We start from the raw sequence: 4626 nt of genomic DNA, 5'->3' as shown, positions 1-4626 counted from the left end.
TGTGATTTTATAGGATTTTTGAAGAAGTTTATAGGAGAAGAATATTATTTACCTTTGTTAATCCGGGGCGATTGCTTTTCATAGCATTGTCCGTGTTATGGTTAGTGATATTGTTTAAACTGTCACACCAAACCGATTTTTGTCACGGGTTGAGATCCTGGTATATGAAAGTGACTTAAATAGAAATTTGAAATTATTAAAGTAATAATGTGACTTTTTTTGAAAAGGTTTGATTTTATTCTATCATTTTCAGTATCTGTCCGGTAGTCAGATAATAGTTTAGCATTTTTTCCAGAGATTTTATCTTAGTTTCGTACTCAATATCTGAGAAATTCTCAATAAATGAGTTGCCTACTTCAGAGATAGAAGTAATAGTCTGTTCCCATTTGGCGGTAGTTGTCCCATTTTTGTTGTCAATGAGTGTTATTCTATATCTAATTACTCTAGATTCTGTAAATCTGACAAATTGTATCTTTTCATTTTTATTAAAAAGGTCCACTGTCCATATTTCTTTTATATCTCCAGGTAAATCAGTAGAAAAAACACAGTCTAATTCTGCAAACCCTGATTTTGAATATATTATTTTGCCTTTCCAAGATTCTATCCAATCATATTCTCTCTGAGGGCATAATAAAGGAAAAACCTTTTCTGGTTTAAAGTTTAAAAGTTGAGTACATGAAACGAAATGTTGTTTGGCTTTGAAAATGTTTTTTCCCATTAGGATTGGAGTATTTATATTACTTGGTTTGGTTTTGAATAAATAGAATTATTGATGGGATAAAAGTAAGTAGATATTCTAATTATTTATCCTGGCAGAGGAGGCAAAATTGTCCTGTTTCACAGATATTTTACCAGTAAATATTCCCGATAGATAGCAGGAATTATCTTGATATGTGAACCTCATTTTTAAGTTGGTTAGTGAGAGAGTGCTCTATAACGTGCAGAATTTCAATCATTAACCATAACGGCCCGGCGGTTGAGGGAGTAAACGTTGGTGGCGCAGTCCGCCGGTTCGGATCCCGGTTCTTTAGCCACAAAGAAGTTCCGGCGGCAAGCCACCATGGCGCAGTTTTTGCCAATCCCGGTACAAGTTATTAGTCCGGATTTTACACTAACCTGTCCACCATTGGCCAAAATATTTTGTTGAGTATCAGAAGTTTTGATGGTCATGTAATCTGTCTTGGAGGGGGTGCAAAAATTGTGACAGCCTGCCCCGCCTCAAACGGGGAGCTTATTAATTATACCGTCCGTGCTATAGTGCGTTTATTATTTTAAAAGCTTGTCTATTGCAGCAATTGTCATTTTTCCTTGACTTGGACGCGGAGCATTTTTATTAATTATATTCCCTCCCTTATCTATCAAAGCATAAGTAGGTACACCAGGAATATTAAATAGTTTTGATAGTATATTATATTCGTCAGGGCTAAGAAGATAATGATCCCCGGCCATATTCTCTGATTTAACTAATGTTTCCCAATTCTTTTTATCTGATCTATTGCATAAATTCAAGAATACCACATCCTGTCCAGCGAAATGAGCACTTATTACTTTTCCATGAGGTATCTCTTGTCTGCAAGGACCACACCATGTTGCCCAAAAATCTATGTATACAACTTTACCCTTATATTTCCCAATAAGTTTTTCATAAACCTTATCAGCTTCATTTTTAAGAAGAGGTGGAAGAATGTTTGTATTGTTATTCAATGGTTTGAAGGCTTTTGCCTGATAAAACTGATCTGTTTTTCTTAAGTAGGAGAGAATGTTTTTATTAGAAATCAATGAATCCATTTGGGTCCACTCATCTTGGGAAGGAGAATATGTTATATCATTTGAATAGCACCTTGAAATCCCTTGTGAAATGATCAGATCTCTTCCTATCCCCTTTGGGAAATTTTTTACCGATTCTAAGAGTATTTTTATTAAATATTTGTTTGTGAACTGATTGATATCTCCTCGTCGTGCATCTGAAAACTCTTGATATTCTTTTGATCTCGTAATTGTTGTATCCCTACCATAGAATTTAGAAATCAAGAATAATTCCCGATCGGAAAATTTCTTAGTTTCTCTGAAGTAGTCAATAATTCCATCATTCAAATTATAATCCTTCCATATAATATCTCTGATGTTAGCGATATAATTACTATAGTTTCTGGATCCAATAGCATTTGAATTATTGATTTGATATTTATTAAACAAATGCTGGTAGAAATCTGATGGAAGATCTTTTCGTCTCGCTGGGTAAGGGTAAGAAATATCCAAACGATAAAGGATTAAAGCCCAAGCAGGCTCATATGCTAAATCAAGCTTGATAAGGTCAATTGCCTTTTGACTTATCTTGTTTTTTTTACAATATTCATCAACAAAAGTTAATTCTCTTTTTAATAAATCATCACAGAATTTTTCAAGAGATTGAAAATCGTATTGATCATTTCTATAAAAAAGGTTTGGTTTATTTCTATCTTTTTTAAACTTGTTGTTTATAGCTATAGTCAGCTCATAAATATCATTATTTAGTTCACTATTTTCACCTGAAAAAAAATGAGTTCCGTTTTCGTTGATAGTTATATTATAAGTCTCTCCTGGTACGAGATATAAATAGGTATTAGTCTTTCCTATTTCGATGGAAGAAAACCTAGTTGGACATACAAGATCGAAAGTCGTTTTAAAGTATCCAGTAGAGTCAATTGAAATCAACTCTTGGTTATCTATACTTTGGCAACTCCCAGTTACAGCATCTACAACTCTTATACTCCCAGTTTGGAATTCACCTTTGTATTTGTTTATATGACCAATAATTGTAACTTCCCCAGGTTGAATTGGATTTGAAGAAGTTAGTATCTCCTGACCATATGAATTTATTGCTGCAAAAATTACTATCAAGAGAGTCAAAATTCTTTGTTTTTTCATATGAGTCTGATTATTAGGAGGTCTTTTGATTATTTATAGCTTAGTCCAGATAATTTATGTGATGTTCCGGTTAAACGATATATTCATTCAAATTATTACAATTTTTATTGAGTTATAGTGCGTTTACTTAGGCATTTATTGAGTCAGTCTCAGTGGCACGAATGCACTATAACGGCCCGGCAATATGGGGAGGTTGTGTTACCCGATGCAAGCACCGGGCAAGGTCCTGGTTCTTTAGCCAGATATTTGTCACGGTGCAAGGAGGGTATGGCGCACTTTTTGCCGTCCGGGTACAAACTTTGTTGAGCATTACGAGTGTCACGGGACAAGTTAGTTCGGAGCCAGAAATTTATCACCGGTTACAAGTTTGGTTGCGCGCACTGGCGCGATCGCGGTATAAGCTATTACAGATCTGTCTTGGGAGCAGGAGTAAAAGCAAAAAGTGTGACAATGCCCATTAATTATACCGTCCGTGTTAGCCGAAGGCGTTTTTTTTCTTCTCAAATTCGATTAGTTCAATTGGAGCTCCATTATATTCAATCATCGCGACTTTTATTCCATCAAAGTTTGATTCGGGTATGGAAATCACATTAAAGTCATGTTTCGTCAGCTCAGAGTCTATGCTGTTAACCTCAAATGCAATATGTGGAACAGATTGAATTAGTTTGTTAACTGGACTTTCCTTTTCGAATCTCATCCACTCAATGCCAAAGGGACAAGTGGAAAAACCTGAGACATAAAATTTGAACTTTTTAAGGTATGTCTCACCGGGCATTTTCTTTTTAGTAGGGATGCCAAGGTGATGATATTTCCATCCCCATTCAGTGGTTGAAATAGGGAGTTCATGATCCATTCTCAATTTTTTCATAATTAAATATGTTTAAGAAGCTTCATTCTTTAGACGGAATTGTCATGTTAAACTTTCTCTAGTGTGCAGGTTGTTAACCGCTTACGGCTAACGTTTGATGCTAAGTTACGGCTGGGAGTTAGGAGGATCAGTTCTATCCCATGATAATGTCAAAACGAAGATAGGAAAAACTTGCTTATCACTAAATCTGCCCAGCTGGAATTTAGCATTTGTTGTACGCAGGCTTTTCAGTCCTTGTAGTGCAGTCTTAATATGTCATTGTTGCTTTCTGTATGATAATATCTTCTTATCTGTACGAAACCATATTTTTCATAAAAAGCTCTACCAATCGCATTTTTCTCAAAAACTTCCACTTCCAATTCAACGTGAAATTCCTTGATAAAATTTACCAGTCGTGTCCCTATTCCTCTAAAGTGGTTATTTGGCAATACAAATAGTCCTCCGATTTCATTGCCTATCATACTAATAAAGCCAATTACAGAATTATTTTCTTCGTAAACCCAAGTGTCTGTATTTGGAATATAAACATCTCTCAAATCTTTTTTTGCTTTTTCTACAAAATCAGCTTCCAGAAATGGATGAGCTAAACTTGATGCCTGGTACCAAACATTCATTATCTCATCATTATCTTTTTCCTCTCGCTTTCTAATCATGTCATCTCCTTTTGATGTTATATCTTGAATCGGTGCAATTTCTTTCAAGCTTGCGTACAACGGCCAGCGGGTATGGGCAGTAAGTGTTACCTGACGCAGCCATCCGGCCACCTGTCCTGGTACTTTAGCCGAGAAACTATCCCGGGGGCAAGTAAGGTATGGCGCAATTTTTGCAAGTCCCGGCGAAAGATTTGATTG

At 35.6% G+C, this 4626-nt stretch carries 4 protein-coding genes; all 4 read right to left on the bottom strand.

What is annotated here, in order from left to right; all coding sequences use genetic code 11:
- Window positions 1-235: 235 nt before the first annotated feature.
- Window positions 236-718, bottom strand: a complete 483-nt coding sequence (locus SA378_RS04950) for a hypothetical protein (RefSeq protein ID WP_318524877.1) — start codon at window positions 716-718, stop codon at window positions 236-238.
- 548 nt (window positions 719-1266) lie between these two features.
- The gene (locus SA378_RS04945; protein ID WP_318524876.1) at window positions 1267-2907 is read right to left on the bottom strand and encodes a redoxin family protein; all 1641 of its coding nucleotides are present in this window, start codon (window positions 2905-2907) and stop codon (window positions 1267-1269) included.
- A gap of 475 nt (window positions 2908-3382) precedes the next feature.
- Window positions 3383-3775 carry a hypothetical protein gene (locus SA378_RS04940; protein WP_318524875.1) on the bottom strand — a complete coding sequence of 131 codons (393 nt, stop codon included), beginning with the start codon at window positions 3773-3775 and terminating at the stop codon, window positions 3383-3385.
- 227 nt (window positions 3776-4002) lie between these two features.
- A partial coding sequence (locus SA378_RS04935) for a GNAT family N-acetyltransferase (RefSeq protein ID WP_318524874.1) occupies window positions 4003-4626 on the bottom strand: 624 nt, incomplete at its 5' end.

The sequence above is a fragment of the Sedimentibacter sp. genome (assembly GCF_033447055.1).
GTDB lineage: Bacteria > Bacillota > Clostridia > Tissierellales > Sedimentibacteraceae > Sedimentibacter.
This window is presented reverse-complemented; position numbering and strand designations above follow the sequence as displayed.